Consider the following 24,518-nt stretch of genomic DNA (forward strand, 5'->3'; position numbering starts at 1 on the left):
GGAGCACAATGGACTGGATAGAGTTGCTCGTTTATAGCGTGTTGCTGACGATGACGGCGCCGCTTATCGGAGCGATGGTGGCGACGGTTTTTGATCCGATCATGTTGCGAAGACCGATCGCAGTAGCGGAGCGATGGATTTCGCTGATCACACGTATTGATCTACAGGAGTCGATGGGCTGGCGCCGCTATGCGTTAACCGCACTGCTTTTCAACCTCGTCGGATTTGTCGTTCTGCTTGTGATGCAGCTCTGGCAGTCCGGGCTGCCGCTGAATCCTGCCGACAAAACCGGCGTGCCTCTGGATCTCGCTTTTAATACGGCGGTGAGCTTTGTTACGAATACGAACTGGCAGGCCTATTCCGGCGAGGATGCGATGTCGTATTTCGTTCAGATGGTCGGATTGGGCGTTCAGAACTTCGTCAGCGCAGCGACGGGCATCGCCGTCCTGATCGCGTTGATTCGCGGCTTGCGACAGGGCGAATCCGAAGGGATCGGCAACTTCTGGTCTGATCTGTTTCGTTCCGTAATGCTGTTGCTTCCTTTTTCATTTATCCTGGCGATCTTTCTCGTTTCGCAGGGTGTCGTGATGAACTTCGATGCTCCGGTAACCTCCGTGTTCGATGGTTTTACACAGATACTGCCGCAGGGACCGGGAGCCTCGCAGATCGCCATCAAGCAGCTGGGCACGAACGGCGGCGGCTATTTCGGCGTGAACAGCGCTCATCCTTACGAGAATCCGACAGAGTTAGCCAATCTGGCCGAATCGCTTTCTATACTCATTCTGCCCGCCGCCCTTGTTTTTACGTTTGGTCGGATGATCGGCGATGTGCGGCAGGGCCGGGCCCTTTTCGCCGCGATGATGATTCTCTTTCTTGTCGGCCTTGGCGTCTCACTCCTGTCGGAGTTTCAGGCCAATCCGGCGCTCGGCGTACAGGCCGGCGAGATGATGGAGGGCAAGGAGACGCGCTTCGGCGTTACGCAGAGCGTGCTCTGGTCGGTGGCGACCACGGCCGCTTCCAACGGATCGGTAAACGCCATGCATGACAGCCTCAGTCCGCTTTCGGGCGGTGTGGCGCTACTCAACATGCTTCTGGGCGAGATCGTATTCGGCGGCGTCGGATCGGGGTTATACGGCATGATCCTCTTTGTTGTTCTGACCGTATTTATGACGGGCCTGATGGTCGGGCGCAGTCCTGAGTATCTCGGCAAGAGAATCGAGGCCTTCGAAGTAAAGATGGCCATGATCGGAGTGCTGGTTCCGGGCGGAGTGGTGCTCGTTCTGACGGGCATTGCATGTATCTATGAACCGGCGCTGCAGAGCCTTACGAATACCGGCCCGCATGGATTCGCGGAGATACTCTACGCCTTCGCCTCGGGAGCCAATAACAACGGGTCGGCCTTCGGCGGTCTTGCGGCGAATACGCCGTTCTATAATTATACGATCGGTGGCGCCATGCTTCTCGGTAGATACGCTCCGATGGTGACGACGCTTGCTATCGCAGGGTCGCTTGCTCGAAAGCGAATCGCTCCGCCTTCCAGCGGCGTTTTTCCTACGCATTCGCCGCTTTTCGTGCTGTTGTTGATCGGCGTTATACTTATCGTCGGAGCGTTAACCTTTTTCCCGGCCCTCACGCTCGGACCGATCCTTGAACATCTTCTTATGCAGTCAGGAGTGACATTATGAACATCGAACGTGATTTTGGCGAATTCCCTCGCATTCAGGTCGACACGTCGGCACATCAGCCTTCCTCTCCGGAGGATCGTCGTAAGAGCTTTAACCGAAAGATCTTTATAGACAGTCTGCGCAGAGCGGTCATGAAGATGCATCCGAAGGAGCAGTTGAAAAACCCGGTAATGTTTCTCGTGAATATCGGCGCTCTGATCACGACGGGCATCGTAGCTTACGAAGGCTTCACAACCTATCGGGCGGTGTCATCGGCGGAGAGTGGCTCCCTGTTTTTTCATCTGCAGATCATGGCGTGGCTCTGGTTCACCGTCCTGTTCGCTAATTTTGCAGAGGCTGTGGCTGAGGGAAGGGGCCGAGCCCAATCGGAGTCTCTACGCAAGAACCGAGCGGAAACGATGGCCCGTCGTCTCAAAGGGGGGAACGGCAACTTTGCAGATCGCTCTGAAGAGTTCGTTCGAGCCTCGGAACTTCGTGTCGACGATATCGTCGTCTGCGAGGCAGGCGATATCATCCCCTCTGACGGGGACGTGATCGAGGGCGTGGCCAGCGTCGACGAATCGGCCGTTACGGGAGAATCGGCCCCCGTCGTGCGCGAAAGCGGCGGCGACCGCTCGGCCGTTACCGGCGGCACACGCGTCACAAGCGACCGTATCTACATTCGAATCACGACGGCTCCTGGCGATACGTTTCTTGATCGTATGATTGCTATGGTAGAAGGTGCCAGCCGTCAGAAGACGCCCAATGAGATCGCGTTAAGCATACTGCTTGTGGCGCTGTCGGGCATCTTCGTTCTGGCCGTCGGTGCGATGATTCCGTTTCTCATTTATACGGCTCGCGGAGCGCAGGTAGATCCCTCCTCTCTCGTCGATGTTCCCGTTCTGATCGCCCTTCTTGTCTGTTTGATTCCGACGACGATCGGCGGCTTGCTCTCGGCGATCGGCATCAGCGGCATGGATCGATTGATTCGCAAAAACGTCATCGCGACATCGGGTAAGGCGGTCGAGGCCGCGGGCGATATCGACGTTCTTCTGCTCGACAAGACGGGAACGATCACTCTCGGCAACAGAATGGCCGTGCAATTCCTGCCGGCGGCCGCCGTCGACGAGCTTGAGTTAGCCGAAGCGGCGCAACTCGCCTCTCTCTCCGATGAGACTCCGGAGGGACGATCCATCGTCGTTCTGGCAAAAGAGCGATTCGGCCTGCGAGCCCGGGACATCGGGAACTGCACGGTGATTCCGTTCAGCGCCCAGACCCGAATGAGCGGCATCGATATTCCGGCAACGGATGGTCGTCCGGCTCGATCTTTGCGTAAGGGTGCCGCCGATGCGGTACGCCGTATGGTTCTCGATTCGGGCAAGGCCTTTCCCTACGAAGTCAATATGTACGTCGAAGATATCGCACAGGCCGGCGGTACTCCGCTGGTAGTCACGGACGCGGGGCGCGTACTCGGCGTTATCTTTTTAAAGGACGTGATTAAAGGCGGCATTCGCGAGCGCTTCGCACAACTGCGTCGTATGGGCATCCGCACCGTCATGATCACCGGGGATAACGCGACGACGGCCGCTGCGATCGCCGCCGAGGCGGGCGTGGACGATTTCATGGCGCAGGCGACGCCCGAGGCCAAGCTCGCGCGCATCCGGGAGGAGCAGGCCGCCGGTCATCTCGTCGCTATGACGGGAGACGGAACGAACGACGCTCCGGCGCTGGCGCAGGCCGACGTAGGCGTGGCGATGAACACGGGAACACAGGCCGCTCGCGAGGCCGGCAACATGGTCGATCTTGATTCTAATCCGACGAAGCTCATCGATATCGTCGAGACGGGGAAGCAGCTTCTGATGACGCGGGGCGCGCTTACGATGTTCAGCATCGCCAACGACGTTGCCAAGTATTTCGCGATTCTGCCCGCCATGCTCGGCGGACTCTATGCGGCGGATAACTCCGGTCCGTTGCAGCAATTGAATCTGATGAATCTGGCCACCCCGCAGAGCGCCGTGCTCTCGGCTATCATCTTCAACGCCCTGATCATCGTCGCGCTGATACCGCTCGCTCTTCGCGGAGTGAAATACCGTGCTGTCGGCGCCGAATCGCTGCTCCGACGAAATCTGATCGTCTACGGCTTCGGGGGCCTGATCGCTCCTTTCGCGGGGATTAAGCTCATCGATCTCGCCGTGGTGACGATGGGCCTTGTTTAGCCGTACAGTCGGCGAGAATACTCCAGAGAGCTTATAATGGAAAAACATATGCTTTATCTCAAAATCCTGTTTCAGTCCGTGGTCGGACTCTTATTCCTCACATTGCTTACCGGCATCGTCTATCCGCTTGCCGTATTCGGTTTCGCTCAGGCGATCTTTCCTTATCAGAGCAACGGCTCGCTCATCATTGATCGGTCGGGGGGCGTTCTTGGTTCGCAGCTGATCGGGCGTCGCTATGAAAGCGCCGGGTACCTGAAAGGTCGGCCGTCCGCATCGGAGTATGCAGCCGGTGCGGCGTCGAATCTCGGTCCGATGGATCGCCGGCTGAAGGATCGTGAGCAGAGTGACGATCGACAACCTGTGCTTCTGCGCTTCAGCTCGGGAAGCGGACTTGATCCGCATATTTCTGGTGATGCCGCCCGTTTTCAGTTCGACCGTATTCTGTCCGAACGGAATATGAAGGAAGATCAGAGAGCGAGCCTCGAACAGATACTCGCGAAGTGCGGCGAGACCCGGTCGCTTTTCAGAGCGGACAAGGTGAACGTCTTCTGTTTTAATCGCCTGCTCGATGAAAAGACGTCAGATCGCTGAAGGATATTTATGGTTAACGTCTGTAATTCCTGATTCGGATCATCCCTATGCAAGATTACAATCGACCTGATCCGGACGCCCTTCTGCGGCAGATCCAGAAAGAGGAACAGAAGAGGCGTCGCGGACGTCTGACGATATTTCTCGGTATGGCTGCGGGCGTCGGCAAGACCTACGCGATGCTTCAGGCGTCGCACCGGCGCAAAACCGAGAGAAACGTGCTGATAGGATTCGTCGAAACGCATGGGCGGGCTGAGACGGCGGCTCTGCTTGAAGGATTGCCGGTGCTTCCGCGCAAGAAGATCGAGTACAGAGGCGTCCAGCTTGAAGAGATGGATCTTGACGCAGTGCTTGAGAGACGCCCCGACGTCGTCGTCGTCGACGAGCTCGCCCATACAAACGTGCCGGGAACGCGACATGCAAAGCGGTGGCAGGATGTCGTCGAGATTATTGAGGCGGGCATCGATGTGTGGACCGCCGTGAATGTGCAGCATGTGGAGTCGCGGTCGGGGACGGCGGCGCAGATTGCCGGCGCAGAGATTCGCGAAACGATCCCCGACAGCGTGCTTGATATGGCCGACGAGATCGATCTCATCGATATCGCTCCCGATGAGCTGCTGGAACGGTTGCAGGCTGGCCGTATCTACGAGAGGGACCGTGCCCGTCGCGCCCTGGATAATTTTTTCAAGCCGGAGCGTCTTATCGCCCTGCGAGAGCTCTCGCTTCGACTAACGGCGGAGCATGTCGATCAGAGCCTGCGCGAGCAGATGCGAGAGAAGCATATCGAGGGGCCGTGGAAGGCGAACGAGCGCCTGCTCGTGGCCGTTTCTTCTTCGCCGACGGCCGCCGATCTCATACGCTGGACGCGTCGTCAGGCCTACACGCTGGATTCGCCGTGGACGGCGGTTTATGTGGAGGGATCGCGTCCTCCCGATGCGGTAGATCGACGACGCATCGAATCACATCTTGATCTGGCGAGAGAACTTGGCGCGGAGGTCATCGTCACACACGACGAAAACGTCGCCGAGGGCATATTGCGGGTCGCACGCGAAACCAATGTGACGCAGATCGTGCTGGGGCGTACCGGGCTATCGAGATTTGCCGACGTCTTGCGCGGCGGTTCGATCACAAACCGACTGCTTCGCAACAGCGGAAGCATTGATATTCACGTTGTCGCCGCTCCGCATAAATCGCAGAAAGAAACGAAGCTCAAAGAAGAAGTGTCTTCATCATTAGCAGGTCGTTTCATCTCCAATCGACTGCAATACGCCGTGGCCGCGCTTGCCGTCGGCATCGTGACGAGGCTCGGTCTTGCCGCTCTTCCGGTTGTCGGCTACTGGTCGATCTCGCTTTTCTTTTTGCTAGCCGTACTCTTGCTTGCACTCGTCGTCGGTCGCGGCCCCGTTCTACTCGCCGCTGTCCGGGGGGAGTAGAGATAAAGGGTGATGTGGAGTTATATGGGGAATGGATCTGTCGGAAAACGGGGGGAAAACGGGCCAATCCACCCCATTCAGACACCTAAACTGTCACAGAGAGTGTCACAGGCTGACACACGATTCCTTGCCTATCACAGCGCCGCGATCGATTGAGGACACCATAGCGCCCGCCAAAATCCGAATTACCGGGGGGATAACGGAGTTTCCGAGCTGCTTGTAGGCCTGAGAATCGCTCACCGGGAAGACAAAATCGTCTGGGTAGCCCATCAGGCGAGCGCATTCTCTGGGCGTCAGCCTGCGAGGATTTCGGCCTATTTGCTCGATGAGAATCTCGGCGCCATCTTTTCCGTAGCGTGCGGGCAGCGTATTTGCGCAGCCGTCGAGATCTGCGAACCCTTTGACTCCAAATCCATTCCCTTTCTGGCGGTGCTTTTCGGCATGGCCTTGCAAGTAAGACCATGTTTTATCGCCGAGCGTATATCGCTCAGGAACATCTACATCGAGGATATCGGCGAGCTTCGGCAACGGGCTCTCGTCAAAGAGTGATCCGCTGATTGCATCTTCGAAGCGACGCACAAACGCTGCCCATGCTGCTCGATCTCTAAAGCCGGCGATGTATATGCGCTGCCGCTTTTGCGGTACCCAGAATCGTCCATCAATCAATTGTACGAAGAGCTTATATCCGAGAGCTTCCAGCGATTTCTGGATAACCGTAAAGGTGCGGCCTCTGTCGTGTGCTTGGAGGTTTTTCACGTTTTCGAGCAGGAAGGCCGACGGCTGATGCCATTCCAGAATCCGAAGTATCTCGAAGAAGAGCGTGCCAGACGTCTTATCGGCAAAGCCATGTGGTCGCCCCATCGATTGCTTCTTCGAAACGCCGGCAGAGCTGAACGGCTGACAGGGAAAACCGGCACAAAGCACATCGAATCGCGGAATATCCATGGCATGGATGTTCCGAATATCTCCAGCGGGCTCATCACCGAAGTTCTCTTTGTATGTTCGTCGGGCCGATGGATTGATCTCGGATGAAAAAACGCAGCGGGCTCCGACTGACTCGAAGGCCAGCCTGAACCCGCCGATACCGGCAAAGAGATCAATGATCCTGACAGGATTCATTGCGTTTACTTTTTCCATCAGCTAACCTTCTTTCGAAGGCTTCCTTTGCTGCCTTCTTATGACCTTTAAGAAACGGTTGGTCGGCGATAGTAACCTTAAAGACCTCGTTGTCTTTGATGCCGTACCATCGAATCAGAGCTTTGATTGCTTGATCGAAACTAACCGCCTCCATCCGAAACGGAATGCTGACCCTCATGTACGTCTTGTTATCCAGAAACTCGATTCGTCCGCTAAACGCCCTCATACAGTTTCGCTCTCCTCAACCTGCTTGAGCACAGGACGTGTGTTCCTCTGTCGGTGCAGACATTCGATCATTGCTACAGCTACGGCAGCGACCTGGATCAATTCCTTTTCATAGTTTTCAATGAGCGTATGAACCGGATGATTTGCTGCATGATATTGCAATGGATTGATCGTAGTCTCAAAGTGTGCCTCAATGGCAGCCTTGCATACTTCCCCATATTCCTCACCCAGAATACCGAGCCAAATGGTTGGCTCGTGATTTTGCTCTCCCCACATGCCATCCTGTCGCTCTCGTTCCTTGGATATTGCATTGAAAATGTCGATCCTGTTCATGCCTTCCTCCGTTTGCCTTCGCTAAACTTCTTTAGATTCTGCCTGGCCTCGTCTGCGTGTTGAGGGCCGAGTTCGATGCCTATGAATTCTCTGTTGTGCTTCAACGCTGCGATGCCTGTCATGCCGGCACCCGCGAAAGGATCGAGGACCGTGGCGGGTTTCACAAGACCACTGCACGAACAGGAGCGCTTCCAGTGGTACTCATAGATCCGAGATGCAGAGTCGAGTATTCTGCGCTTCACGTCGGAGGGGTTCGGGGCTGAAGCATCTTCGTAGTCCTTTCTGCCTTTGCCGTTGTACTGACCGCGTGCATCGCTGCCCATCGCTCGAACCTTGTCGGTCACCTGCCTGCCGACAACCGTTCGATGCTCGACGAGCGGCGCATGACATTGCTCACAGACGCCCACGCTCGGCGTGCCGCCAATGATCAGGGGTTCGACGAGCTCCGGCGGGTACGTAGCTGTGTGTGCTCCGTCATAAGACCCGGGCCGAACGATCCAGACAGAATCCCATCCGTGAGTTCCGTGATTCTTAACATGGCGCTTATTCCAGTAGTATTGCTGGCTCTTCGAGAAAAAGAGAAAAGCTTCATGCCTCGTGTTCGGCCGATCGTTAGCCGATTCCGGAAAACCTCCACCTTTATACCAGATGCAATATTGTCGCCAGATCCAACCGTCTGCCTGTAAAGCAAGGGCCAACCGGCTGGGGACTCCGATCAGATTCTTAGACGCAAGGCCGTCAATCCGACAACTTCCTTTGCGCCGCTCGCCTGCTCGTCGCCAGTTTCGTTCTGCACGGCCGCATGTCCTCGCCCCGCCGGGGCCGGTGAACTTGTCGCCGATGTTGATCCAGAGAGTGCCGGTCTTGTGCAGCACGTCTCTTACTCCTCTGAACACCTGAACCAGTGAGTCGATATACTCATCAATGGTCTGATCCTTACCGATCTCGCCGGGGCCAGAATCGTAGTCGCGCTGGAGGAAATAAGGGACGCTCGTTATACAGGTCTGCACGCTCTCACGTGTGATGTGCTGCGTGTATGTTCTGGCATCTCCGGTGAGAATAAGAGGTGACATCGTTCCCATCTCACACCTCAATCTGATTGCGGCTGCACATGCTTTTCAATGCCTCGATAACTGCCTGCGCTTCCCGCCGATTCAGCTTCGATCCTTCTTTGCCGAACATGCGTCTGGAGAGCGAATCCAGAGAGAGTTTCGGATAGATACCGTTGACCCTCTCGATTAAGATCGCCAACTTCTCATCCTGCTCCTCTGTGCGGCGCCATGCGTCGATTCGGGCGACGCCCGTGCTCTTATCTTTCAGGAGCTGATTTCTCTTCGCCTTCTGGAGCAGATCATTCAGGCGGCGAATGACTTCCTTTCCTTCGGCCTCCGTCAGATCGCTGATCGAGCTTTTCCCCGTGGCTGACATCACGAGGGTGTAAAGCTGATCATCGGTCATGCGCAGGCCGCCTTTTGCGATTCCCCAGATGCGCTTTATCGCACCCTTCGTGATATCGTTCTTCACTGTTGTATCTCCTCAGATCTCAAGCGTGCCGGCGATGCGCCAGCCCTTCTGTTTTGCATAGGATCGCAGGTCGGACTCTGCTTCCTCGGGATTAGTTCGAACCGGCAGGAGGGAAGGAGCGATTCGCTTTTTCATGCGATCACCTTCGCGCATCCTTACGGAGAAGTAGGCGGGCTCCCTTCCGGGAGCCCGAGTTACAGCGTAGAAAACGTCCAGCGATGCCGGGTCGTTATACAGGGTGACCACCATCAGGCGACCTCCATCTCCGTGTCGATGGTGTTAGGCTTCACGTAGAAGCGTTCGATGCCGCTTTCGATTTCAATACCGAAGTCTGCAGCCGATTCGGGATCAGCCAGCACGCCTTCTTTATCGAGTTCGAGTTTGAGGCGGAGGAATACCTTGCGCAGCTTCGAGCGTAATCGGTCGGTTGCACCCACGAGGTCCGCCGTTTCGAGAATGGACTGGATGAGACGATCAGTCGAACGAGTCGCAACGGCCGCTGTTTTTGCTCGATAGGCGATCGACCCTGTGGGCAGATCCACGCTCTTCTTGTCAGGCGCGATGAGCTGCGATCGGTTTGCATCGGCGAATACCTTCACACCTTTTGCAAGGGCTTGAATACGCTGATCGACAGGGGCAACTTCAGAGGCCAGTTGCTCTTGAAGCTCCTGGATTCTCCCGTTGTAGATGTTCTCGATATCGTTCTTGCGGCGCTGGAGATCACCGATCTCCTTGATCGCTTTTTCGAGTTCGAGCTTGTCATGGATTGCCGCGGGTTCAATGCCGGGCGCTTTTGCTTTGGTTTTAGCCATCGTGTAACCTCTGAGTTTGTTTTCTTTATTGCATCACTACTGAACGCCGGTCGCTTTTTACGATCCGGCTTTCGTCCTTTTTGCGGCGCTTGCCCGCCGCCTTCTTCGTGACCTTCTTCGCCGTTTTCTTTTTTGCTTGATTTTTCATGAGATGCTCCGCTCTATGGGATAACCCTGGCCGCCCATAAAGCGGCTTTTTTTATCCGACCGCTTCGATCTCTTTCTCCTGACCTGCTCCGACGATGCTTGCGACTGCATTCTCCAGTTGCTGGCCGATTGCCGAATCCTGTAGCTTGCCGCTGAGCATCTCGCTGATCCGCTGCCGACTGGCGCTCTTCACGCCTTTTTCTTTTGCCAGATCGGTCAGTTGCTGTAGTGTATAACCACTCTGCTTGACCATCCACTTCAAGGAGAGGAGCGGCAGGATTTGCAGGTGATCCTTTCGCACGGTGATCGGCTGATGATCGGGCCAATCGACGAATTCCTCCGTCTGGCGCAGAGCCATTGAAACGTATTTCACGCCGAGCGGGGTCTTATGCCTGACGACGGCCGGAAAGCGTTCCTTTGTCTTAATATCCTGAAATTTCAGATTCCACTTTTGCTCTGCGAACAGAATGATTTCCTCTGACGTCAGCAGCTCCAGCTTGACTCGATTGATTCGATAGCCGAGCTCCGGGAGCGAGAACAGGCGATCCCATGTGTTGTGCAGCTTTCCGAAGTAGAGAATCGAGAACAGATTGTCCTGATGCTCTCCGCGTCGATCTCGCCCGTCGATTTCATGGAGCTTCTTGAGATCTCGGAAAGTCTGCAGACTGAGATCCTGTGCCTCATCGATGGCAAGGATTACCCTCCTGTTGTTATGAGTGGCGTTATACCGCAGCGCTCGGGCGAGCACTTCGTAGCGTGATTCGATATCGCCGGGAATGTGAAGCTCCGGATCAATCGCTCGAACGAGCAGCTTGCTGAGCGCCGAGATGCGCGACGGTCCCTGTCCTTTGAACGCCTTTACCTTCACAACCGAAAACTTGTGCGGATATTGCTGCCAGTAGTCGACCATGTGGTTATACAGGGTCGTCTTTCCGCTGCCCACCTCAGCCATTACAGCGAGCATTCCGTTCGTCTGCAATGCTCTCGTGCATGCAGCTTTCACTGCGCGCACGTTTCTCGTTTCAACGAGCTTCGTTGTCATACGTGTTCTCCTTCTCGGATTTCGATCTATTCAGGATATTGGCGAACTCGATGACGAGTGCCGCCGGAATATAGCCGTTCGTCTTCATGGATAACTCGAAACCCTTTTGCATGATGTCGTGCAGATCCTCGTCGATCTGATCATCCATCAGCCCTGTTTGCATCATGATCCAGCGACGGGCATGCTCGACGCTGCCGAACTGATCCGGCGCGACGGCGCTGTGGGTGCTGACCGGCGCTGCTCGGTTCGGCATGTGCCGCAGGTTCGTATCTTCGTGATCCGGTAAGAGGTCTTCGAACTGTAGAACGCTGCGGATCTGCGAAGCGACGAGTCGTGCCTCATCTTTGATGCGTGCCGCTTCTGATTTCGGGAAGGCCTTGATGTCGTCGAACCCGTGTCCTTTTGCGCCGTGCTCGCACTGGAAGACGATGCCATCAGAAGTCTCTGCGAACCACCGTCGCTCCCCTGTGCGATTTAATGGTCGATACAGCTGAACACGAGTTTTCTGATAACGCTCTTCATGCGTGACGAACCATTTCTCGCCGTCGATGCTTACGCAGCCATATCCGTCGATGACTCGCTCGATATGAGATACGTACGCCTCCTGAATATTCTCGGGCGTGACCCGGAATATCGGCCGCTCTACAGCGCCCGCCCGCCACTTCTGATAGAAGCTGCGTTTTCGGTTTGTGTCAGAAGACCATGACTGGTAGAAGTAGTTCACTTCGTCCAGAGTCGTGAACCGACTCTTCAGCATGAATACCTCAAACGATCTCTTGAATGCACCGATGCGGCTTTCTACCAGCCCTTTCGCCGATGGGTTACCTGGCAGATGCGTCTCGATTTTGATTCCGAGATGCCGGCACAGCAGCTTTATCTTTGCTGACTTGCCGATGCCGGAGCCCTTATCGCAGTACAGAATGGTCGGCGCTCCCTCCAGCGGGCAATCGTCGAGCGGATTCGGGAGGCCATCGATCGGCGACGACGACGGTGATTTTGGGAGGAAGGCCCATGTCAGGAAGGTTATCCAGTCATCGGAATTCTCTCCGCCGTTTCGTCGGCCGGTTCTGGCCTCGGGAGCGAACGCACGCACAAGGAAGGTCTTCGAGTGCATATCGACGAGATAGTACACCCAGATCTTATAGAGTCCGTCCCGTTCAAGTAAGTCGTTAAGGTGTGTATCACCGTCCGGCGTCTGGAACTGCACAACCTTCTGGATCTGTCCATCAAGGCGCAGATAGTAGTGGTTCATGGGCGTCGCATCGACGACGAACACATGGCCAGGGTACTCAGCGGTCAGCGACATTGCCGCCGGCCGCGTTTGTGATATGCGCCGCGAAAGGCCACATTCGCGCAGTATGCGATCCATGCGGTCGCGAGAGTAGATTCCTTCCGGGATGACGCCCGCCTTCTCGGCAAGGCGTATTGCCTGTTCGGTGGATACCCAGTACGCTGCCTGTTCGCCGGGCATCGTTTTCATGGCCCAAACAGCCTTGGCATGTTCTCGCTCCATAGCGCGCACGGCCTCGGCTTTGCGCTTCTTGCGTGTCTTCGGCCGTGCGCCGCTATCGGCTCGTTCGCCTACGCGCAATCTTTGCAGTCGCTTGTAGGCTGTGGTTTTGCTTATGCCCGCTGCCTGTGCGAATTCATCGACGATGCGGCCACGATCATTCCAGTCTGCGATCGACCATCGATGGAAGTACTGAGCGAGGATAGCTGCATGAATGACCGTGCCGCGCGCCATATCAGTTCTCCTCCCCCGGTACCAGATCGGGATCGATCTTCGCTTTCGGGATATACATCACGGCAGCCCACTCGTCCCGGGCTTTATCCAGCGATGCTTCAATGGTGCTGATCGTGCGGCTGATATGGCCTGCCACTTCGGCATCCACCAGCTTATGAGGGATGGTGCTCAGACGTCCGAGCATATCCAGGGCGCCGAGGGTGACTTCATTCAGGAGAGCGATGATCTCTTTTTTCTCATGAATGAGCACGATCATTTTCGGATCGATGTCTTTCTTGCCCATTAGCTCGCGCACTGTATTGTTCAGGGCTTCGATTTCCTGGTCTTTGCCTTCGAGCTGCTGCGCCAGGCGAGTTCCCGTTTCTTTGGAAACGCGCATCTGCTGATGCAACTTCTGGACCTTCTCGTTGACCTTCTGAACCTCCCCGGCTAATTCCTCTTTGAGCTGCTTAGCGAATACCGGGAGGGGGATCGACGATCCGTCGGGCTGGATAACCTGTCCGGCCTCTATCTGCATCTCGCCAGATTGCAGCTGTTCCATTGCGTCCTTTGAGCGGGATATGGTTAACAGATGCGACAGGGGTTCTCGAAGCACATCTTCGGCGTTTGGCAGGGCCGCAAACTGATCGGCTGCTTCGAGCAGTCGGTATCCTGTGCGGGCCGACTGGCCGAAAACGTTAACCAGCCATGCGGTCATGCTATCGCACGAATCGAGCAGATAGAGCTTTTGATCCCGGATCATCTTCAGGCCGAGGGCCATCTGGGCCATGCCGGTTTTGATCTGGGTCTTGGCGGATTCGAGCATCAGGCGATGCTCGGGCGAGAATGTGATCTCTGCGTTCGTCTCGGGATCAAAGATCACGAGCGGTTTTGGTTCTTTTCGAGCCATTGATGTTTCTCCAATTCGGTTTTATGAAACCACCGCGCACCGTAGAGCTGGGTAACCAGGTCGGTGCGCAGTCTGTATGCCGTGTAATGCTTCTCGATCAGTTCGGCCTCAAGCATGTCCGCTATCACGCGTTGTATCTTGCGCTTCGGTTCACCGAAGGCCAGAGCCAGCTCTTCCGCTTTGAAAGCATGCGGGTGATGAGCTATGATCGCGCGAGTTATGCGCAATGATAGGGATGCCCGAGACCGTTCCATATTACGAGACCGCCCAGATCAAGAGTGCGAGCACGGCCATCGTGCCGCCGGTGACGATCGTGATACGCACGTTGGCGTTCTCGTTCCAGAGACGCTTGAGTGCCGGCCATACCGTTTCACGCCAGGTTTCGGCAACACCCGGTCCTATGCTTTCTGCATACGAAAGAGTGTCCGCTGTGGGCGGTACGAGAAACCCGTCGTCCTGTGCAGCCGATGCGGCCGCAGCCACTTCCCGGTCAGAGATCTGTGTCTTGACACCTGTCGTAGCGCCGAGAGATTCTACCGGTGACGCCGGTCGCCGTCTTGCCGCGGTCGTATCGTCGTGTAACCTTCCACCTGCACCGGTTGCAGCCGGTGTGGGTGCTTTTTTCTTCGAGGCAGCCGTCGCTGTCTTCTTTGCAGCCTTTTTTGATGTTGTTGGCATCCGTGTTCTCCTTTACTCAGATCACGAGGTTATCTTCTACGATCTGCATGCATTCTCTCGCCGTGTTGCGAGTGATCCGCTTCATGGCCTGCTCGCGAACCTCAATGGATCGCTCAGCGCCAATCTTCCCGCGCAAACGCGCTACGGATTTCCGGGCAAACTCCGCTCTATCGAGTGCGTTCTCGACTGCGCGGACGAGCTGCTGGTATGTGGGTTCGTCTACCAGCGCCGTCGAGGCTGAGGCGAGTTCGTTATAGTCCAGATGGATATCGTTGTTTTCCATCTTCTCGAACATCGATACGAAGGCGAAATGGAAGAACATGTCGCGATCTGCTTCGCGCATGCCTCTTGTGATCTCGATCATCGTATCAACGTATAGATGAGCCGCCGACGTGGATTGCTCCATTGCGCCGTCGTATGTTATCGGTATCAGGGTTATCCCTGCGTCTTCAGGAAGTCCTTTCATTCGTGATCTCCGTTTTTGTTTTCTTCTGTGAGGATGGAGGAGTCGAACCTCCAGATTGCGTGCGGTCTTTCTCCGCAGCCCATGGCGACGAGCGCAACCCTCACCACGATTCCTCGTATGGCTCATTCGCCTTTCTCAACCATGATGACGTTGTTTGCCGCATCGAAACTGAATCCCTCCGGCAGGTCCGGGTAGATCGTCTGGAGGCGGTTAAAAAAATCCTTGTGTGCCTTCTCGTATGCATCTGCACAGAAAATAAACGCCGCATAGTGCTCTCGCATTCTCTGGATGAGAGGCCGCAGATCTTCTGCGACTTCATCGCTGATTTTGCAGTATTCTGTTAGCATGCCGATCGCTCCTTTTCTCGTTGTTCGATCTTTACCAGGATCTCAGCATCTTTCTGGAGGGCCTCGAAGGGGTTCGGGCCATCCTCACGGCAAAGAGAGATCATAGATACACAGTCCCTCTCATTGCGAATGCAGCCGGGCTGATACAGGCTGACGTCGTTTCTATGCTCTCTTAACCAGCGCACTACATTGGTTAACGGTAGCTCCATCACCTCGGCAAGATATGGCGATTCATTAAATGCGGTTCGAACTCTTACAAGCTCCTGCGCCCATATTGGATGAATGTTCAGACCGTCGCTGAGGTATTTCCACCAGCTTCTGTGACGTCGATAGAGGTGCATCTTGCGAGATTTTGCAAATTGGAGCACATCGGCTAAGGCGATAAGTTGCTCGGCAGATGCATAGATGCGGGGCCTCATGATGCACGACCTTCTTTCGGCCATCGCTGCAACATTGGCCAGAGGGTTAGCACTTCGCGGTTGGACAGGCCTAACCTGTTTTGAATTGTTGCTACATGCCTGACGATGAAGAGGCGGCCATGAATCATGTCGCTCATCTGGGTGTAAGGGATACTGAGCGCCCGAGATGCGGCGGTGATCGTGCCGAATTCTCGAATGATTCGTCGTCGCAAATCGGCAAGGCCGTTGATACCGTCAGTCGGTTGCGCCTTGAGGCTATTGCTAACTCTATCCTGGACAGATTGCATTGTAATCTCCTTAATGTTTAGTTGCAGCTCGCGCCGATAATCAATGCATGCGATACGCTATGTGTCTCGACCTGGAATGCCGGACAGAAGCGGCGCGCTTCGGAGAAGTCCCTTTAGATGGTATGGCAGACATGATCTCGCTCCTCTTTCATTCCTTCCATCGACGCTGCGATACTATGCGTCGCTCCGCTTGCTGGACTCATGGCACCAGCTACCGTCCGTCCGGGGTCTCCCGTCCGTCAGGCCGCCGCCCGCCGAAATGGCTTGCGTGGCCGCCGCTTTGTTGCGTCGATGACGATGATTTACTACTACCAACAGTATCGCTCCGAATTCGGAGCAAATCAAGCAAAAAATGCTCCGAATTCGGAGCTGGCGGTTTTTTTTGAAAGATCGGATTAAGGCGATAATAGACCATTTGGGGATCAGCCAGAGCGAGTTTGCAAAGCGGGCGCATATTTCGACTGGTCGCCTCAGCGATTTGCTTTCCGGCCGCGTGAAATCCTTGTCGGCCGAGGCTATAGCATCCGTGCACAGGGCCTTTTCAGTTGATACGAACTGGCTCCTAACCGGTGAAGGAAAAATGTTCCATACTGTTACACGCCCGCAGCACTTGGATGATATCGTAGAAGGTCAGATTATTCCACCCACATCTGCACCGTCTGATGATCTCCCCGAGGGCTGGATTGCTGTAGACAGTTTGCCGAAGATTGTATTACGGTATTATCCTGGCGGGATTCCGGCAGGCCCTCTGGATCTGGCAGACGATTACTATGAGCTGGTTCAGGTGCCGATGACCGGCGCTGTCGGACCGGGATGCATAATGATACGTGTGCGAGGAAACTCGATGATCGGGGCTGGTATTTATGATAACGACATTATGTGTGTGGATACAGGGAAGCGCCACCCTGAGAATGGCGACGTCGTCGTCGTGACTGTGGACGGGGAGTCAACGGTCAAGTACTGGTATCAGGATGGCGATCGTGTCATTCTCTGTCCCGATTCTGAATTGCATGATCCGATTGATGTGACGGGGCGAGAGATCATCGTCAACGGCACCGTTACCGAAGTGAAGCGCTTTGTGAAGAAAGGAAAGCCTATGCCTAAGAACGGCAATGGGAATGGAAAGTGAGGTGTGAGATGAACAGAGTCATGAAATACTCTTTAATTATCGTAGCCCTTTCAGCAACACAGCACCATGCTCAAGCGTTACCCCAGAGCAGCCTTTGCGATCTGGACCTCCATGATAGATCTGCGGTGTCGCGAGCGCTTGATCTCGGTGCCAATCCGAACCAAGTTTGCAGTGATGGTCTGAAAGCAGTGGCTCGTCCGATGAGTCTGGACGTTTTTTCCTTGCTGATCCGGAAAGGAGCCGAGGTTCCCCCGTCGATGGCATCAGAATGGCTCAGCAATATTGTCAGATCAGCAGCCACTTTGAAAACTCAAAAAGATGCGGCCCAGGTCGATTCATTTGAGATGGCTCAATATTTACTCAAGAAAGGTGGCAGATTTCGGAGAGATGAGCTGATCTACGATCGTCTTTTTCTTGATGGACGATGGATTCGGCTGTGCCTTGACAACGGTGCTGACCCAAACGCTGACAATGGCAACGGTTGGACACCTCTCTTCGCGGCGGCGAATGCAGACAATATTCAAGCCGGGGAGTTGTTACTGAAAGCCGGAGCTAATCCGAACATTCATCGGCAGGTTCGAGGTGGTAATAAGCAGAGCCTTCTTGCATTTGTTTCAGAGTCCCCGCGCTGGACTGCACTCCTCAAGCGGTACGGTGCGAAGGAATGAGAGTCAGGGATGAGGTCACTGGCCGCGTATACGAAGCGGCTTTCCGAAGTGACCTCGATCCCAGAGGTGTATTCGTCCTGGCGTTATCCTCGGGCGAGAGATTCACGAAGTCACAGGTGTTGCATCTGACGGTCGTCGAAGAGAGCGAAGAAGAGGCTCGCATTCGCAAGGGCGCAAAGTTCAAGTTTCAGGGGTAGGAAGGAATTAGCGATTGCAAAAATCCCGTTTCTGACGATAATATGGTATGGCAATCAACAGCAAAATCGAATGGACTGATGCGACATGGAATCCAGTGCGAGGATGCACGAAAATTTCTCCTGGCTGCAAACACTGCTATGCGAAGACTTTCGCAGAGCGCTTTCGTGGAGTAAAGGGTCACCCATTCGAAAACGGATTCGATCTTCAGCTCGTTCCGGATAAACTGCTTGAACCCTTGAAATGGAAGTCACCGAAGAAGATCTTCGTTAACTCTATGAGCGATCTTTTTCACGAAGCAATTCCCGATGAATATATCCTGAAGTGCTTTCAGATCATGGCCGAAGCGAACTGGCATACATATCAAGTTTTGACGAAGCGAGATGCCCGAATGTCGGCATTGAGCCATACGCTTCTTGCAGAATTTGGCCATCTCGATCATATATGGTGGGGAGTCAGTGTCGAGGATCGCCAGTACGGTGTTCCGCGCATTAAGCGACTCCAGGATGCCAGTTGCGCGACTCGATTTCTCTCTGTTGAGCCGTTGCTTGAAGATCTGGGTGAGCTGGATCTGGACGGTATCCACTGGGTGATTGTGGGCGGCGAAAGTGGCCCCGGAGCAAGGCCGATGCAGGAGAGTTGGGTTGTATCGCTTCGTGACCAGTGCAAGGCACAGGATGTTCCTTTCTTCTTCAAACAATGGGGCGGCGTGCAGAAGAAGAAAACGGGGCGGTTGTTGAAGGGACGAACCTATGATGGTATGCCGAAGGCTAAATTGATGAAGGTATAGTGATCAGATGGGAAAGAATCAAGCGCATTGGTCGGCTGACGGATCAATCATGCCGAAACTTGAAATCCATACGAAGAAAAAGCATGAAATCTACAGCCACTATCTTCATGATTGGATTCTCACGACATGCGGTAATCATCGCGGCAATTCTTCCACTGTCACGATTGTAGATGGTTTCTGCGGTGGTTCTTTCTACAGGCAGCCCGACAGTTCAGATATATGGTATGGGTCACCGGTCCGGATCTTGAAGGCCATTAAGGAAGGATTGAATTCCGTAGCCGAGAGAAAAGGTAAGACCGGGTACCAGCTGGATTACAAAGTCATACTGATGGATAATCAGCAGGAACATCTCGACTCGACGAGGAATGCCCTCGAAGCGAATGGATTCGGCAACGAAGTGAGAGATGGCAGATGCGAATTCATGAAGGGTGACTTTACCTCGCTACTTCCACAGTGCCTTGATGCGGTGCGAAAACGCAAGGGCTATTCAGTGTTCTTGATCGACCCATTCGGTTACACGGATTTCAGTATGGCTGATCTAAGATCCATCATGCAGCTGGGTCGCACCGAGATATTCCTGACCTTCATGATCGAGTTCGTGCAGCGCTTCATGTCTCTCCGGGAAGCAAAGCTACGGGATGCTTTTGAAAGGGTGCTCGAAGCGAACGGCTTTTTTACGGAATATGCTGTGGGGCGATCAGACTCCGAAGGGCAGCAGATCTACCTGAAACATGAATCGCAGCGACTGATTCGAGAGCGAGTCGGTCCTAATTACCTCTACGTCTTCAGTCTGATGGCCGAGAGAAACAAGACCAAGTACTATCTCTTTCACCTTGCAAATAGCCCAAGGGCGACTCAGGTTGTAAAGGATACTCTATGGGCTCACAACAACATCAATCTACAGTATGGATTCGCAGGCGGGCAATTCGGGCTCGGCCATATTACGCCCGACTACCTTGAGGAGCTTGAACAGCAAAAACTCTTTGTCATTGAAGACATCAATGCTGAAGCTGCAAAAGATGCGCTATTCCCAACGCTTATTGATCAGATCGATAGAAATCGAAACGGTATAACGTTTCAGCAGGTTGAAATCAATACCATGCAGGAAAACCCTGCTCGATCGTCCATGTATCAGGATGTAATAAGAAGCATTCGGGACGAAGGCGATGTGGCAATCTACCGTGATGGTAAGAGCACAAGGGCTATGCATTTGCGTTCCGGTGATGTTATTCGCCGAATCCCAAAGCAGTTGTTTCTATTCGGACCGAAACCTCCTTGACTCTTTGTCTCGCTTTCGCTTTCCTGCACTGCAACGGAGCGTGACATGCAGCCAACAAGCCAGACAGCTCAACCAGCTACACCCCCGAACGATCTGATAACCATTCAAGAAGCCGCTCGCATACTGCAATATGATTGCACGCGCACGGTGCTTAACTACGGCCATGCCGGTGATCTGGAGTTGTGGCCGAAGTCTCGTCGCCGTTATCTCGTTACCCGATCAAGCGTGTATCGCTTCCTTGTGAATCGTCGCAAGCATTACGTTGAAACGCATCAGATGGATCTTTTTTTGGCTCATTAAAGGAAAGTTAGGAACAGTTCGGAATCTTCCGTAAGGATCGGAAAGGTAGGCATTGAGGCCTGCCTTTTTTTATGCCAGTATGCAAGCACTAACTTAACTACTCAGGGAGTTGCAGTTCACGGGCCGAAAGGCCCGCCTTTTTCAACTCCTTGCGGAGCTATCGATGCCGCAACTGGATCAGGATCAACCTACGTCGAATGGTCGCAAACACTTCCTTGCTCTTGAGCTGAAAGATGTTCTTCAGTTCGGCATCCTCCTCGTCTCGATGACAGTCTTCTATTTCTCGCAGGTGCGAGATACGGACCGTCGGGTAACGATCATCGAGACAAAGCTCCAGAACCTCGAAACGAACATGGCCGAGCTCAAAGGCGACGTGAAGAGCATTCTCACGGCCGTCAGGGGGAACCGATGAAGATTCTGCCTCGCGAATTTCGCAACCGCCGCGGTGGCACTACGCTACGCACGTGGATGGTGTTTACGCTATTCTTTCTTTTTGCCATCGCCCTCTGCGCAGCGACGATCCTGTCGATCTTCTGGCCCTTCGCTGATCTTTCCGGCAGGTTCGGTCCGGCCCTGCAACTGTTTGAAGCGCTCGCCTTTGCAACGATGCTTCAGGGCTCGATTTACACGGGCAAAAGGGCAATGGAGCACTGGACGCAGGGTAAGTTCCGCGGAGCGCAACCGCCCGTTCGTCCTTTTTCGCCTCACGACATGGAGGATAAATAACATGAGATTCCTGACTTACGCCATCGCCCTTGTCTATGCCATCATGCATCCCATCGAAGCAGCTCGTGGTTTCTGGGATTATCTGATGAGCGATCGCGTCCGAGCTGTTAAGGTGCTTCTGCCTGTCCTGCTTTCGTGCGCCGCTCTACTGCTCTTCTTCGCCGGTTGTTCGACTGCTCCGGTCACGGTGCCCCCGATTGAGCAGGCACTCGATGAGCTGAATGACATTCCCTGTCCGGAGTCTCCCGATACAGCCAGGACCGATTGCGTTCAGAAGAAGACGACCGTGCGGCAGGCCATCATGCAAACGCATGCGGCCGCAGAGCAATCGGCAATAACCATCGCCGAGCTCAAAGAGGAAGTCGAAGATCTTCGCGAAGACGCCGCTCTCGGCAGCACGATTAAATGGATCGTCTATTCAGCCGGAAGCCTGCTCGCTCTCGGCATCCTCTTTCTGGGCCTTCGCAAATTCGGAATCATCTGAGGTACGACATGAAGATCACGGAACAACTGCTCACACCGACTCCGTATAACCGGCCCGGCATTCCGATGTCTGAGGTCCGTGCTCTGATCATCCACTATGTAGGCGCTGCCGGCGGTACGGCGGTCGGCGTGCGGTCGTGGTTCGAATCGATCCCGTCACACAACCGTGTGGCGGTCGAGAAGGCTCTGCGCTTCCTGGGCTTCGATCCGGGCAAGGTCGATGGCGACTTTGACTCTGCTTTTATCAATGCTGTGACAGCGTATCAGTCCAGCCGCGGTCTCGTGCCTGACGGTGTTGTCGGGCAGGTCACAATCAATCATCTCAGTAGAGAGATCTATAGCAACGGTTGGCGGGATCTGCCTTTGGAGTATGCGGCCTCTTCGCAGTACGTCATTGGTCTGAACGCAGAGATCATTCGCATGATCCCCGAGACCGAGGCTGCGTACCATGCAGGCGGGTCGTCGTATCAGACCGGCGCTGCCCGACTGTTCTTTGATCGTGATCGCGGTGGTCGCGTTTATCCGCACGATAAATGCATCGGCGTTGAGGTCTGCCATCCCGATGTATCAGGCAAGTTTCTGCCAGAGACACGGCAGGCCCTTGTTGAGCTCTCGGCCAATATCGTGAGGCGTTACGGACTTTCTCGTGATCGGGTTATGCGCCACTACGATGTGACCGGCAAGCAGTGCCCGCTCTACTATGCGCGCAACCCCGCCGAATGGGAAAGCCTGCGCGACGATATCATGGAGGCTGCAGCCTGATGGCTTACTCTGCACTTGTAAGAGAGCGTGCCCTCAGCCTGTATCTGATGGGCGAGAATCCTGAGAGGATTGCTGAGGTGCTCTCGCCCGAGCACCCGAATCTCTCGGCGAATACGATTCGCCGCTGGGCGTCGGATGAGGACGATCGAGGCCAGACATGGGATCAGCTGCGCAAGATGGTCGACGAGAAGGCCGTGCAACGTGCTGCCACGCATGTGATGGATACTCGATCTCGCATCATGATGCAGATGAAGGCGACTGTCGATCTCGCTCATGAGAACCTTCTGAAGAGCCTGCGCAAGACCGAAGTGAAAACGCCCGAGCAGATGATGTTCGCCCTGGCGTCGTACTACAAGGTGATGATGCAGTTGGACGATGAAGAGCGCGCACGCTGGACGCCGGCACAGGCGGTGCACATGCTCTTTGATGCGATGAGCAGGATACCCGACATCAAGAACGCCGTGGATGCAAACTGGCATCTCCTGAGAGAAGAAGTCGCCCAGATCGTCGATACGACGACGAGAACAGTAACCGTTGAGGCACAAGCAGAATGAAAGCATTGATCATCTTATTAACCGTTCTGGGGGCCTGTATGCCGAGACAGCAGGACAAAGAGTTTTTCGAGGCGTTTATGGACGCCGGTCAGCGGCAATTTGCCCGGACGACACTGCAAGAATTCTTGCTGACCAAGATTGTAGTGAGAGATGGAAAGAAGTTTCGTCTCTGGACAGCGGAAGGGCATGCGTATCTGGCCGCGCTGAACGCGAAGTTTGCTCGTTCGAAAGATCTGGTTATTCAGAAAGGCGCTCAGCTTGCCATATCCACCTGGATGATCGGTCGCACGTTCTGGATGCTGGATGGACAGCCACTCAAGGCCGGCTTCTTTTTTCCTGATGACGAAAGTATGAAGCTCTTCGTGCAGGACCGTGTCGATGAGATGATCGACACATCTCCGTACATCAAACGATCCATAGATGCGACAGACTCAACTGATAACGTAAAGCTCAAGAAATATCAGCAGGCCACGCTGGCGTTCCGTGCCACCTCGACGAAGAAAGGGGTGAAGACTTTCGACGCAGACATCATCAACCTCGATGAAGTGGACGAGCACGACGTGGAGAACCTTGAGTTCGCCGACGACCGTTTACTGCACGCCGCAGAGCCGGTGCGACTCGCTGCTTCACAACCATCCTTTGAGGATTTCGGAATCAACGCTGATTACCTGACAACCAATATGCATGCATGGTTGATTCGGTGCGCATGCGGTCACTGGACGGACCTTGTCGAGCGATTCCAATCTGACCCGGAAAGCATTTTTGGAGCGCAAAAGACGGCCGGGACCGTATATGTGTGCGAAAAATGTGGGCGCCGGGTAAACAACCAGAAAGGGGAATTTGTCCCTCGCTTCCCAACGGTGAAACGTGATGGAGTGCAGATCTCGCAACTCTTTCGCGCTGATATGAAACCGGAGTCGGTTCTTCAAAAATTCCGTAATGCCACTACCTCAGTAAAGCTGAAGCGGTTTTATATCTCCATTATTGGCGTGCCGTTTTCTACGGCGGATGAACGCCCGATCTCACAGGCTATCCTCGATGCAAACCGGGGCGATCATCGGATTTTAGAGCATTCAGATTCGTTCACTTACATGGGGGCGGACCAGGGCGATACTGTGCACATGGTCTTTGCCGAGCCTACGCGTGATGCTCGTCTGCGTATCACTGGCCTGCTCAAATGCTCGGTGCTGGACGAAAGCCTGCATCATCGCTGGATCGAGTCCTTTCGCGTGTTCACCGGTCATGTCGATGCTATGCCAAACAAGAACTGGGCCGTCAGAATGGCGATGCGTTATCCAGACAACATTCGCATCCAGTACTTTCAGAAGAAGTTCGCCGAGCGCACCGAGGCGGTGCCCGGAGACGATGACGGCGTGCAGGTACTACAGGTCAATCGTGACGAGTCGTTGCAGGATACCGTGGATGCCATCAAGAATGGCCTGTTCATCTTCCCTTCAAAGTCCGGCCTTTCCGGACCGGATCTGGCGCTCGTCGAAGAGCTGGAGCTGCACATCAAGAACCTCATCCGTGAGCGCAAGGAAGATGAGAACGGGAAGCCTGTGTACCAATTCAAGAAGAAGATCGCCAACCACTTCGGTATGGCTCTCAACTCTTTGCGCCTTGCATACGAGGCTGAGGGTACGCCCGGCGAGGCCCCGCCGCCTCTTTTCGGATAAGGAGT

Annotated in this window: 33 protein-coding genes; 17 read left to right on the plus strand and 16 right to left on the minus strand. The window is 54.6% G+C overall.

Annotated features, from left to right (window positions below):
- Nucleotides 1–8 precede the first annotated feature (8 nt).
- Genes kdpA through LEPIL_RS18235 form a run of 4 tightly spaced genes read left to right on the plus strand, consistent with a single transcriptional unit; the run spans nucleotide 9 to nucleotide 5,901 of the window.
- On the plus strand, nucleotides 9–1,685 hold the full coding sequence (kdpA, locus tag LEPIL_RS18220) for a potassium-transporting ATPase subunit KdpA (protein ID WP_002774775.1): 1,677 nt from the start codon (nucleotides 9–11) through the stop codon (nucleotides 1,683–1,685).
- Nucleotides 1,682–3,880: a potassium-transporting ATPase subunit KdpB gene (gene kdpB, locus LEPIL_RS18225; RefSeq protein ID WP_002774779.1), complete on the plus strand. Its 2,199-nt coding sequence runs from the start codon at nucleotides 1,682–1,684 to the stop codon at nucleotides 3,878–3,880. Before kdpA ends, kdpB begins: the two co-directional genes overlap by 4 nt.
- Nucleotides 3,881–3,928: 48 nt before the next feature.
- Nucleotides 3,929–4,471 (plus strand): potassium-transporting ATPase subunit C, encoded by a 543-nt coding sequence (locus LEPIL_RS18230; protein WP_040920629.1) that lies wholly within the window; start codon nucleotides 3,929–3,931, stop codon nucleotides 4,469–4,471.
- 47 nt (nucleotides 4,472–4,518) lie between these two features.
- On the plus strand, nucleotides 4,519–5,901 hold the full coding sequence (locus LEPIL_RS18235; protein ID WP_002774783.1) for a sensor histidine kinase: 1,383 nt from the start codon (nucleotides 4,519–4,521) through the stop codon (nucleotides 5,899–5,901).
- Between the two features lie 105 nt (nucleotides 5,902–6,006).
- Here the strand turns inward: LEPIL_RS18235 and dcm are convergent, their stop codons facing one another.
- From dcm to LEPIL_RS18285, 11 genes are read right to left on the minus strand one after another with little or no spacing between them, the layout of a single operon-like run.
- On the minus strand, nucleotides 6,007–7,020 hold the full coding sequence (gene dcm, locus LEPIL_RS18240) for a DNA (cytosine-5-)-methyltransferase (RefSeq protein ID WP_245826855.1): 1,014 nt from the start codon (nucleotides 7,018–7,020) through the stop codon (nucleotides 6,007–6,009).
- Nucleotides 6,998–7,264 carry a hypothetical protein gene (locus tag LEPIL_RS18245; protein ID WP_002774786.1) on the minus strand — a complete coding sequence of 89 codons (267 nt, stop codon included), beginning with the start codon at nucleotides 7,262–7,264 and terminating at the stop codon, nucleotides 6,998–7,000. The genes dcm and LEPIL_RS18245 overlap by 23 nt, the downstream gene beginning before the upstream one ends.
- On the minus strand, nucleotides 7,261–7,596 hold the full coding sequence (locus tag LEPIL_RS18250; RefSeq protein WP_002774787.1) for a MazG-like family protein: 336 nt from the start codon (nucleotides 7,594–7,596) through the stop codon (nucleotides 7,261–7,263). Before LEPIL_RS18250 ends, LEPIL_RS18245 begins: the two co-directional genes overlap by 4 nt.
- On the minus strand, nucleotides 7,593–8,678 hold the full coding sequence (locus LEPIL_RS22570; RefSeq protein ID WP_002774788.1) for a DNA-methyltransferase: 1,086 nt from the start codon (nucleotides 8,676–8,678) through the stop codon (nucleotides 7,593–7,595). Before LEPIL_RS22570 ends, LEPIL_RS18250 begins: the two co-directional genes overlap by 4 nt.
- A gap of 1 nt (nucleotide 8,679) precedes the next feature.
- The gene (locus LEPIL_RS18260; protein WP_002774789.1) at nucleotides 8,680–9,120 is read right to left on the minus strand and encodes a phage protein GemA/Gp16 family protein; all 441 of its coding nucleotides are present in this window, start codon (nucleotides 9,118–9,120) and stop codon (nucleotides 8,680–8,682) included.
- Between the two features lie 12 nt (nucleotides 9,121–9,132).
- Nucleotides 9,133–9,369 carry a hypothetical protein gene (locus LEPIL_RS18265; RefSeq protein ID WP_002774790.1) on the minus strand — a complete coding sequence of 79 codons (237 nt, stop codon included), beginning with the start codon at nucleotides 9,367–9,369 and terminating at the stop codon, nucleotides 9,133–9,135.
- Complete coding sequence (locus LEPIL_RS18270) at nucleotides 9,369–9,932, minus strand: host-nuclease inhibitor Gam family protein (protein WP_002774791.1); 564 nt, start codon at nucleotides 9,930–9,932, stop codon at nucleotides 9,369–9,371. Before LEPIL_RS18270 ends, LEPIL_RS18265 begins: the two co-directional genes overlap by 1 nt.
- Before the next feature lie 25 nt (nucleotides 9,933–9,957).
- Complete coding sequence (locus tag LEPIL_RS24070; protein WP_002774792.1) at nucleotides 9,958–10,080, minus strand: hypothetical protein; 123 nt, start codon at nucleotides 10,078–10,080, stop codon at nucleotides 9,958–9,960.
- Between the two features lie 51 nt (nucleotides 10,081–10,131).
- Nucleotides 10,132–11,121, minus strand: coding sequence for an ATP-binding protein (locus LEPIL_RS18275; RefSeq protein WP_002774793.1), 990 nt, complete (start codon nucleotides 11,119–11,121; stop codon nucleotides 10,132–10,134).
- Nucleotides 11,102–12,865 carry a DDE-type integrase/transposase/recombinase gene (locus LEPIL_RS18280; protein WP_002774796.1) on the minus strand — a complete coding sequence of 588 codons (1,764 nt, stop codon included), beginning with the start codon at nucleotides 12,863–12,865 and terminating at the stop codon, nucleotides 11,102–11,104. Before LEPIL_RS18280 ends, LEPIL_RS18275 begins: the two co-directional genes overlap by 20 nt.
- A gap of 1 nt (nucleotide 12,866) precedes the next feature.
- On the minus strand, nucleotides 12,867–13,754 hold the full coding sequence (locus tag LEPIL_RS18285; protein WP_002774798.1) for a hypothetical protein: 888 nt from the start codon (nucleotides 13,752–13,754) through the stop codon (nucleotides 12,867–12,869).
- A 23-nt stretch (nucleotides 13,755–13,777) separates the two neighbouring features.
- Here LEPIL_RS18285 and LEPIL_RS23585 point away from each other — a divergent pair, with 23 nt between their 5' ends.
- The gene (locus LEPIL_RS23585) at nucleotides 13,778–13,984 is read left to right on the plus strand and encodes a hypothetical protein (protein WP_143464707.1); all 207 of its coding nucleotides are present in this window, start codon (nucleotides 13,778–13,780) and stop codon (nucleotides 13,982–13,984) included.
- A gap of 25 nt (nucleotides 13,985–14,009) precedes the next feature.
- Here LEPIL_RS23585 and LEPIL_RS18295 read toward each other — a convergent pair whose 3' ends face one another.
- The 5 genes from LEPIL_RS18295 to LEPIL_RS18315 all read right to left on the minus strand — a co-directional run bounded on the left by LEPIL_RS18295 (nucleotide 14,010) and on the right by LEPIL_RS18315 (nucleotide 15,951).
- Entirely contained in the window at nucleotides 14,010–14,432 is a 423-nt protein-coding gene (locus tag LEPIL_RS18295) for an alpha/beta hydrolase family protein (protein ID WP_002774802.1), read from the minus strand.
- Between the two features lie 16 nt (nucleotides 14,433–14,448).
- Nucleotides 14,449–14,898: a hypothetical protein gene (locus LEPIL_RS18300; RefSeq protein WP_002774805.1), complete on the minus strand. Its 450-nt coding sequence runs from the start codon at nucleotides 14,896–14,898 to the stop codon at nucleotides 14,449–14,451.
- Nucleotides 14,899–15,020: 122 nt separating this feature from the next.
- On the minus strand, nucleotides 15,021–15,245 hold the full coding sequence (locus LEPIL_RS18305) for a hypothetical protein (RefSeq protein ID WP_002774812.1): 225 nt from the start codon (nucleotides 15,243–15,245) through the stop codon (nucleotides 15,021–15,023).
- On the minus strand, nucleotides 15,239–15,664 hold the full coding sequence (locus LEPIL_RS18310) for a hypothetical protein (RefSeq protein WP_002774814.1): 426 nt from the start codon (nucleotides 15,662–15,664) through the stop codon (nucleotides 15,239–15,241). The genes LEPIL_RS18305 and LEPIL_RS18310 overlap by 7 nt, the downstream gene beginning before the upstream one ends.
- Nucleotides 15,661–15,951 (minus strand): hypothetical protein, encoded by a 291-nt coding sequence (locus LEPIL_RS18315; protein ID WP_002774816.1) that lies wholly within the window; start codon nucleotides 15,949–15,951, stop codon nucleotides 15,661–15,663. Before LEPIL_RS18315 ends, LEPIL_RS18310 begins: the two co-directional genes overlap by 4 nt.
- A 382-nt stretch (nucleotides 15,952–16,333) precedes the next feature.
- Here LEPIL_RS18315 and LEPIL_RS22575 point away from each other — a divergent pair, with 382 nt between their 5' ends.
- From LEPIL_RS22575 to LEPIL_RS18380, 12 genes are all read left to right on the plus strand, one after another.
- Nucleotides 16,334–17,080 carry a helix-turn-helix domain-containing protein gene (locus tag LEPIL_RS22575; RefSeq protein ID WP_169314833.1) on the plus strand — a complete coding sequence of 249 codons (747 nt, stop codon included), beginning with the start codon at nucleotides 16,334–16,336 and terminating at the stop codon, nucleotides 17,078–17,080.
- 20 nt (nucleotides 17,081–17,100) lie between these two features.
- Nucleotides 17,101–17,748 carry an ankyrin repeat domain-containing protein gene (locus LEPIL_RS18330; protein ID WP_157135114.1) on the plus strand — a complete coding sequence of 216 codons (648 nt, stop codon included), beginning with the start codon at nucleotides 17,101–17,103 and terminating at the stop codon, nucleotides 17,746–17,748.
- Nucleotides 17,745–17,945 (plus strand): hypothetical protein, encoded by a 201-nt coding sequence (locus LEPIL_RS18335; protein ID WP_002774822.1) that lies wholly within the window; start codon nucleotides 17,745–17,747, stop codon nucleotides 17,943–17,945. The genes LEPIL_RS18330 and LEPIL_RS18335 overlap by 4 nt, the downstream gene beginning before the upstream one ends.
- 47 nt (nucleotides 17,946–17,992) lie before the next feature.
- A complete protein-coding gene (locus tag LEPIL_RS18340; RefSeq protein WP_002774824.1) occupies nucleotides 17,993–18,733 on the plus strand; it encodes a DUF5131 family protein in 741 nt (246 codons plus the stop codon).
- A 49-nt stretch (nucleotides 18,734–18,782) separates the two neighbouring features.
- Complete coding sequence (gene tcmP, locus LEPIL_RS18345; RefSeq protein ID WP_002774826.1) at nucleotides 18,783–20,012, plus strand: three-Cys-motif partner protein TcmP; 1,230 nt, start codon at nucleotides 18,783–18,785, stop codon at nucleotides 20,010–20,012.
- Between the two features lie 45 nt (nucleotides 20,013–20,057).
- A complete protein-coding gene (locus tag LEPIL_RS18350) occupies nucleotides 20,058–20,312 on the plus strand; it encodes a DNA-binding protein (RefSeq protein ID WP_002774828.1) in 255 nt (84 codons plus the stop codon).
- 163 nt (nucleotides 20,313–20,475) lie between these two features.
- On the plus strand, nucleotides 20,476–20,724 hold the full coding sequence (locus LEPIL_RS18355; RefSeq protein ID WP_002774830.1) for a hypothetical protein: 249 nt from the start codon (nucleotides 20,476–20,478) through the stop codon (nucleotides 20,722–20,724).
- Nucleotides 20,721–21,038: a hypothetical protein gene (locus LEPIL_RS18360; protein WP_002774831.1), complete on the plus strand. Its 318-nt coding sequence runs from the start codon at nucleotides 20,721–20,723 to the stop codon at nucleotides 21,036–21,038. Before LEPIL_RS18355 ends, LEPIL_RS18360 begins: the two co-directional genes overlap by 4 nt.
- 1 nt (nucleotide 21,039) lies before the next feature.
- On the plus strand, nucleotides 21,040–21,522 hold the full coding sequence (locus tag LEPIL_RS18365; RefSeq protein ID WP_002774833.1) for a hypothetical protein: 483 nt from the start codon (nucleotides 21,040–21,042) through the stop codon (nucleotides 21,520–21,522).
- Nucleotides 21,523–21,530: 8 nt separating this feature from the next.
- A complete protein-coding gene (locus LEPIL_RS22580; protein WP_002774835.1) occupies nucleotides 21,531–22,283 on the plus strand; it encodes a peptidoglycan recognition protein family protein in 753 nt (250 codons plus the stop codon).
- Nucleotides 22,283–22,837, plus strand: coding sequence for a hypothetical protein (locus LEPIL_RS22585; protein WP_002774843.1), 555 nt, complete (start codon nucleotides 22,283–22,285; stop codon nucleotides 22,835–22,837). The genes LEPIL_RS22580 and LEPIL_RS22585 overlap by 1 nt, the downstream gene beginning before the upstream one ends.
- The gene (locus tag LEPIL_RS18380) at nucleotides 22,834–24,513 is read left to right on the plus strand and encodes a phage terminase large subunit family protein (RefSeq protein ID WP_002774844.1); all 1,680 of its coding nucleotides are present in this window, start codon (nucleotides 22,834–22,836) and stop codon (nucleotides 24,511–24,513) included. The genes LEPIL_RS22585 and LEPIL_RS18380 overlap by 4 nt, the downstream gene beginning before the upstream one ends.
- Nucleotides 24,514–24,518 lie beyond the last annotated feature (5 nt).

It is taken from the genome of Leptonema illini DSM 21528 (genome assembly GCF_000243335.1).
Taxonomy (GTDB): Bacteria; Spirochaetota; Leptospiria; order Leptospirales; family Leptonemataceae; genus Leptonema; species Leptonema illini.

What these genes read in the sequence shown, in the direction of transcription:
- kdpA (WP_002774775.1), top strand. Translation starts at nt 9, where the DNA reads ATGGACTGGATAGAGTTGCTCGTTTATAGCGTGTTGCTGACGATGACG.
- kdpB (WP_002774779.1), top strand. Translation starts at nt 1,682, where the DNA reads ATGAACATCGAACGTGATTTTGGCGAATTCCCTCGCATTCAGGTCGAC.
- LEPIL_RS18230 (WP_040920629.1), top strand. Translation starts at nt 3,929, where the DNA reads ATGCTTTATCTCAAAATCCTGTTTCAGTCCGTGGTCGGACTCTTATTC.
- LEPIL_RS18235 (WP_002774783.1), top strand. Translation starts at nt 4,519, where the DNA reads ATGCAAGATTACAATCGACCTGATCCGGACGCCCTTCTGCGGCAGATC.
- dcm (WP_245826855.1), bottom strand. Translation starts at nt 7,020, where the DNA reads ATGAATCCTGTCAGGATCATTGATCTCTTTGCCGGTATCGGCGGGTTC.
- LEPIL_RS18245 (WP_002774786.1), bottom strand. Translation starts at nt 7,264, where the DNA reads ATGAGGGCGTTTAGCGGACGAATCGAGTTTCTGGATAACAAGACGTAC.
- LEPIL_RS18250 (WP_002774787.1), bottom strand. Translation starts at nt 7,596, where the DNA reads ATGAACAGGATCGACATTTTCAATGCAATATCCAAGGAACGAGAGCGA.
- LEPIL_RS22570 (WP_002774788.1), bottom strand. Translation starts at nt 8,678, where the DNA reads ATGGGAACGATGTCACCTCTTATTCTCACCGGAGATGCCAGAACATAC.
- LEPIL_RS18265 (WP_002774790.1), bottom strand. Translation starts at nt 9,369, where the DNA reads ATGGTGGTCACCCTGTATAACGACCCGGCATCGCTGGACGTTTTCTAC.
- LEPIL_RS18270 (WP_002774791.1), bottom strand. Translation starts at nt 9,932, where the DNA reads ATGGCTAAAACCAAAGCAAAAGCGCCCGGCATTGAACCCGCGGCAATC.
- LEPIL_RS24070 (WP_002774792.1), bottom strand. Translation starts at nt 10,080, where the DNA reads ATGAAAAATCAAGCAAAAAAGAAAACGGCGAAGAAGGTCACGAAGAAG.
- LEPIL_RS18275 (WP_002774793.1), bottom strand. Translation starts at nt 11,121, where the DNA reads ATGACAACGAAGCTCGTTGAAACGAGAAACGTGCGCGCAGTGAAAGCT.
- LEPIL_RS18280 (WP_002774796.1), bottom strand. Translation starts at nt 12,865, where the DNA reads ATGGCGCGCGGCACGGTCATTCATGCAGCTATCCTCGCTCAGTACTTC.
- LEPIL_RS18285 (WP_002774798.1), bottom strand. Translation starts at nt 13,754, where the DNA reads ATGGCTCGAAAAGAACCAAAACCGCTCGTGATCTTTGATCCCGAGACG.
- LEPIL_RS23585 (WP_143464707.1), top strand. Translation starts at nt 13,778, where the DNA reads ATGAAACCACCGCGCACCGTAGAGCTGGGTAACCAGGTCGGTGCGCAG.
- LEPIL_RS18295 (WP_002774802.1), bottom strand. Translation starts at nt 14,432, where the DNA reads ATGCCAACAACATCAAAAAAGGCTGCAAAGAAGACAGCGACGGCTGCC.
- LEPIL_RS18300 (WP_002774805.1), bottom strand. Translation starts at nt 14,898, where the DNA reads ATGAAAGGACTTCCTGAAGACGCAGGGATAACCCTGATACCGATAACA.
- LEPIL_RS18305 (WP_002774812.1), bottom strand. Translation starts at nt 15,245, where the DNA reads ATGCTAACAGAATACTGCAAAATCAGCGATGAAGTCGCAGAAGATCTG.
- LEPIL_RS18310 (WP_002774814.1), bottom strand. Translation starts at nt 15,664, where the DNA reads ATGAGGCCCCGCATCTATGCATCTGCCGAGCAACTTATCGCCTTAGCC.
- LEPIL_RS18315 (WP_002774816.1), bottom strand. Translation starts at nt 15,951, where the DNA reads ATGCAATCTGTCCAGGATAGAGTTAGCAATAGCCTCAAGGCGCAACCG.
- LEPIL_RS18330 (WP_157135114.1), top strand. Translation starts at nt 17,101, where the DNA reads ATGAAATACTCTTTAATTATCGTAGCCCTTTCAGCAACACAGCACCAT.
- LEPIL_RS18335 (WP_002774822.1), top strand. Translation starts at nt 17,745, where the DNA reads ATGAGAGTCAGGGATGAGGTCACTGGCCGCGTATACGAAGCGGCTTTC.
- LEPIL_RS18340 (WP_002774824.1), top strand. Translation starts at nt 17,993, where the DNA reads ATGGCAATCAACAGCAAAATCGAATGGACTGATGCGACATGGAATCCA.
- tcmP (WP_002774826.1), top strand. Translation starts at nt 18,783, where the DNA reads ATGCCGAAACTTGAAATCCATACGAAGAAAAAGCATGAAATCTACAGC.
- LEPIL_RS18350 (WP_002774828.1), top strand. Translation starts at nt 20,058, where the DNA reads ATGCAGCCAACAAGCCAGACAGCTCAACCAGCTACACCCCCGAACGAT.
- LEPIL_RS18355 (WP_002774830.1), top strand. Translation starts at nt 20,476, where the DNA reads ATGCCGCAACTGGATCAGGATCAACCTACGTCGAATGGTCGCAAACAC.
- LEPIL_RS18360 (WP_002774831.1), top strand. Translation starts at nt 20,721, where the DNA reads ATGAAGATTCTGCCTCGCGAATTTCGCAACCGCCGCGGTGGCACTACG.
- LEPIL_RS18365 (WP_002774833.1), top strand. Translation starts at nt 21,040, where the DNA reads ATGAGATTCCTGACTTACGCCATCGCCCTTGTCTATGCCATCATGCAT.
- LEPIL_RS22580 (WP_002774835.1), top strand. Translation starts at nt 21,531, where the DNA reads ATGAAGATCACGGAACAACTGCTCACACCGACTCCGTATAACCGGCCC.
- LEPIL_RS22585 (WP_002774843.1), top strand. Translation starts at nt 22,283, where the DNA reads ATGGCTTACTCTGCACTTGTAAGAGAGCGTGCCCTCAGCCTGTATCTG.
- LEPIL_RS18380 (WP_002774844.1), top strand. Translation starts at nt 22,834, where the DNA reads ATGAAAGCATTGATCATCTTATTAACCGTTCTGGGGGCCTGTATGCCG.